This is a genomic window from Vibrio sp. 10N.222.46.A1, assembly GCF_041473595.1.
GTDB lineage: Bacteria > Pseudomonadota > Gammaproteobacteria > Enterobacterales > Vibrionaceae > Vibrio > Vibrio tasmaniensis_A.
In genome coordinates this window covers 1-1089 of the sequence record NZ_JBFRSN010001578.1, presented here as the reverse complement: position 1 = coordinate 1089, position 1089 = coordinate 1, and the positions used below count along the sequence as shown (strand labels likewise).

The 1089-nt window shown below is 40.9% G+C and carries 2 protein-coding genes; one reads left to right on the top strand and one right to left on the bottom strand.

The genetic code is table 11. The features are described 5' to 3' along the window. The first annotated feature begins 29 nt into the window (after positions 1–29). Entirely contained in the window at positions 30–326 is a 297-nt protein-coding gene (gene yhbY, locus AB4496_RS28210) for a ribosome assembly RNA-binding protein YhbY (RefSeq protein ID WP_004734509.1), read from the top strand. A gap of 124 nt (positions 327–450) precedes the next feature. Here yhbY and greA read toward each other — a convergent pair whose 3' ends face one another. Continuing rightward, a complete protein-coding gene (gene greA, locus AB4496_RS28205) occupies positions 451–924 on the bottom strand; it encodes a transcription elongation factor GreA (protein WP_009847549.1) in 474 nt (157 codons plus the stop codon). Positions 925–1089 lie beyond the last annotated feature (165 nt).

The following is a 1089-nucleotide window of genomic DNA, read 5'->3' as shown; positions in this document are numbered from 1 at the left end:
CCCTAATACTAAATAAAATTGGCCGCGTAATGAACCTAAGTACCAAACAAAAGCAGCATCTAAAGGGCCTAGCTCACAGTTTAAAACCTGTTGTGCTAATGGGCGCAAATGGACTTACTGAAGCTGTTCTAGCGGAAATCGAATTAGCTCTAGACCACCACGAACTGATCAAGATTAAAGTTGCATCAGAAGACCGTGAGACTAAGCAACTGATTATCGATGCAATTGTACGTGAATCTAAAGCTGAGAAAGTACAGACTATCGGTAAAGTTCTAGTACTGTTCCGTCAGTCAGAAGCACGTAAAATCGAGATTCCACGCAAGTAAGCGAGCTTGATATAAGCTAACTTCATTAAAAGAAAGCCACTGCGCTTAGCTTTTAGTGTAGCGTGAGAAACGAAAAAGGTCGCATTAGCGACCTTTTTACTTATCAAAAACAAAGAAAATTCAATTAGATGTATTCTACTTTGTCGATTTCGAAGTCTTTATCACCACCTGGGGTAGAGATCAGTACTTCATCGCCTTCCATCTTACCGATAAGGCCACGTGCAATTGGGGATTTCACAGAAATGCGACCCGTTTTGATATCGGCTTCATCTTCAGAAACGATTTGGTAGCGGAATTCTTCATCCGTATCTACGTCAATCAAAGTCACTGTCGTGCCAAAGATAATCTTACCTGTGTTATCCATCTGCGTTACATCGATGATCTGAGCCAGTGATAGCTTATATTCAATATCTCGAATTTGAGCTTCACAGATACCCTGCTCTTCACGAGCGGCGTGGTATTCAGCATTCTCTTTCAAGTCACCGAGTTCACGAGCTTCACCAATAGCTGCTGAAATAATAGGACGTAGCTTAAGTAGGCGATCTAATTCGTCACGTAGCTGCTGAGCGCCACGTACTGTCATTGGAACCTTTTCCATTTTTTACCTCTATGCCAAAGCTTTCTTTGGCCAACATAAATCCACCCAACATACTTATTGGGTGATAGAAACAAAACGATTTGGCTTAGTGTAAACAAACTTTATGGCTAAATCACCTTTATTCCACTTTGCGTTATAAAAGCTTTATCTAGGTCTAAATTACAG

What these genes read in the sequence shown, in the direction of transcription:
- greA (WP_009847549.1), bottom strand. Translation starts at nt 924, where the DNA reads ATGGAAAAGGTTCCAATGACAGTACGTGGCGCTCAGCAGCTACGTGAC.
- yhbY (WP_004734509.1), top strand. Translation starts at nt 30, where the DNA reads ATGAACCTAAGTACCAAACAAAAGCAGCATCTAAAGGGCCTAGCTCAC.